Origin of the sequence: Micromonospora sp. KC606 (assembly GCF_004348675.1) — a bacterium.
Lineage (GTDB): Bacteria > Actinomycetota > Actinomycetes > Mycobacteriales > Micromonosporaceae > Micromonospora.
This window is the reverse complement of the sequence record NZ_SMKN01000378.1, coordinates 1-2,346: the sequence shown is the minus strand read 5'-3', so window position 1 is coordinate 2,346 and position 2,346 is coordinate 1. Positions and strand designations below refer to the sequence as shown.

Here is a 2,346-nt window from a genome sequence, read left to right as displayed (position 1 = left end):
CCCGCAGCGTGGCCGGCACGATCCCAGCCCGCTCGAACGCCTCCCACGACACCTCCAACAGCAACCGCTGCTGCGGATCCATCAACACCGCCTCACGCGGACTGATCCCGAAGAAATCCGGGTCGAAGGCACCTGCCTCGGCGAGGAACCCACCGGCCCGCACGTACGTCTTGCCGGGGCGACCGGGCTCCGGGTCGTACCACCGCTCGATGTCCCAGCCCCGGTCCTCCGGGAAGCCGGCAATCCCGTCGCGTCCGGTGGCGACCAGGTCCCACAGGTCCTCGGGCGAGCCGACCCCTCCGGGCAGCCGGCAGGCCATACCGACGATCGCGATCGGCTCGTCGGATCCGGCGACGGCGCTGGGCTCGTCGGCGAGGTCGAAACTCCCGCCGGTGACCTGGGATCGCAGGTGCCGGGCGACGGCGAGCGCGGTGGGGTGGTCGAAGACCAGGGTGGCGGCCAGCCGCAGGCCGGTGGCGTCGGCGAGGCGGTTGCGCAGGTCAAGGGCGGACAACGAGTCGAAGCCCAGATCGGTGAAGGGCCGGTCGGCCGCTATCGCGTCGCCGCTGCGGTGCCCGAGCACCACCGCGACGTGGGCCCGGACCAGGTCGACCAGGACCCGCTCGGCGTCCACAACGGACATGCTGCGCAACCGCCCGGCGATATCCTCGGCGGCCGCGGTGGGCCCGGTCGGGTTTCCGGCCCGCCGGCGGAAGCCGCGCAGCAGCGGCTCCGCCGGATCGGTGGGGCTGATCGAGGTCGGGTCGAGGCGGATCGGGTAGAGCGCCGCACGGCCCACTCCGGTGGCCGCGTCGAGCAGCCGCAGCCCGGCCTCGGCGGTCAGCGCACCGACCCCGGCCTCGGCCAACCGCCGCCGCTCGGCCGGGGAAAGTTCGGCGGTAAGTCCACCGTCCTGGTCCCACAGCCCCCAGCCGAGCGACACCGCCGGCCGCCCTGTCGCCCGGCGGTGCTGGGCGAGGGCGTCCAGGAACGCGTTGGCGGCGGCGTAGTTGCCCTGACCGGCGGCGCCCAGGGTACCGGCGGCCGAGGAGAACAGCACGAACGCGGCCAGGTCGGCGTCCATGGTGGCCCGGTGCAGGTGCCAGGCGGCGTCAGCCTTGGCCCGGAGAACCGAGTCGAGCCGGGCCGGGGTGAGGTCCGAGATCAGGGCGTCGTCGAGGAGCCCGGCGGCGTGCACGACCGCAGTCAGCGGGTGTTCGGTGGGGATGCCCGCGCAGATCCGGGCAACCGTGTCCGGATCGGCGACGTCGCCGCCGACCACCGAAACCGTGGCACCGTGGCCGGCGAGCTCGTCGACCAGTTCCGCGGCGCCGGGAGCGGCCTGGCCGCGCCGGCTGACCAGGGTCAGGTGCCGGACGCCGTGCCGGGTGACCAGGTGACGCGCGACCAGGCGGCCGAGACTGCCGGTGCCGCCCGTGATGAGCACCGTTCCTCCCGGAGCAAGGTCCGGGGCGCCCGTACCGGTGCCGGCCGGTACCCGGGACAGCCGGGGAACGAGCAGCTGACCGTCCCGGATGGCGACCTCCGGCTCGGCCAGGTCGAGCGCGGCGGGCAGCGCGGCCCAGGAGCTGTCCCGGTCGTCGAGGTCGATCGCGACGAACCGGCCCGGATGCTCGGCGCGGGCGGAGCGCAACAGGCCCCACAGCGGTGCGTGCGCGAGGTTCACGTCGGCATCCGTACTGGTGGCGACCGCGCCACGGGTCACCACAGCCAGCCGGTTCCGGTCATCGGCGAGCGCGCCGGTCAGCTGGTCGAGCAGCCAGTGGGTGGCTACCCGGGCGGACTCCGGCGGGTCGGCGGTCGGCACCGGGGCCGTCCGCGGCGCGGGGCGCGGGTTCGCGGCGTCGGCCGGCCGGGGTACCGGGATCCAGTCGAGCTGGTAGAGCGACGACCACTCGACCTGATCCGTGGCTGTCGCGGGTCGGGTGCTCAGGGACTCCACCGCCGCGACCGGTGCGCCGGTGAGGTCGGTCAGGTCGATCCGCACCGCGCCGGCCCCGGTCGGGGTGAGCCGGGCCCGCAAGGCGGAGTGGCCGGTCGTCCACTGGGTAACGCCGCGCCAGGTGAACGGGACCCCGCCGGCTCCGTCCGCATCGGCCAGGGCGACCGCGTGCAGGGCGGCGTCGAGGAGGATGGGGTGGAGGGTGTAGCCGTTGTTGGTGTCGGGAAGGTGGACTTCGGCGTAGATGGTGTTGTGGTGTTGCCAGGCGGTGTGCAGTGCTTGGCAGGCGGGGCCGTAGTGGTAGCCCTGTTGGGCGAGGCGGGGGTAGGCGTTGGTGAGGTCGATGGGTGTGGCGTGTGGTGGTGGCCAGTCGGTGAGGGGGG

At 74.3% G+C, this 2,346-nt stretch carries 1 protein-coding gene; it reads right to left on the bottom strand.

The genetic code is table 11. The features are described from left to right. The coding region (locus E1193_RS31150) for an SDR family NAD(P)-dependent oxidoreductase (RefSeq protein ID WP_132186699.1) at positions 1-2,346 on the bottom strand (2,346 nt) is incomplete at both ends.